This is a genomic window from Vibrio rotiferianus CAIM 577 = LMG 21460, assembly GCF_002741985.1.
Classification (GTDB): Bacteria; Pseudomonadota; Gammaproteobacteria; order Enterobacterales; family Vibrionaceae; genus Vibrio; species Vibrio rotiferianus.
Window position 1 is genome coordinate 1 of sequence record NZ_APHW01000082.1, and the last position, 209, is coordinate 209.

At 51.7% G+C, this 209-nt stretch carries 1 rRNA gene; it reads left to right on the forward strand.

The window, feature by feature from the left end:
- Nucleotides 1-209: ribosomal RNA gene (locus B853_RS16205) — 16S ribosomal RNA — on the forward strand; the annotation flags it as partial.

Genomic DNA, 209 nt, shown 5'->3' on the forward strand with positions numbered 1-209 from the left:
TCTAGCTCTTCGATACTCCTACGGGAGGCAGCAGTGGGGAATATTGCACAATGGGCGCAAGCCTGATGCAGCCATGCCGCGTGTATGAAGAAGGCCTCGGGTTGTAAAGTACTTTCAGTAGGGAGGAAGGTGGTTAAGCTAATACCTTAATCATTTGACGTTACCTACAGAAGAAGCACCGGCTAACTCCGTGCCAGCAGCCGCGGTAA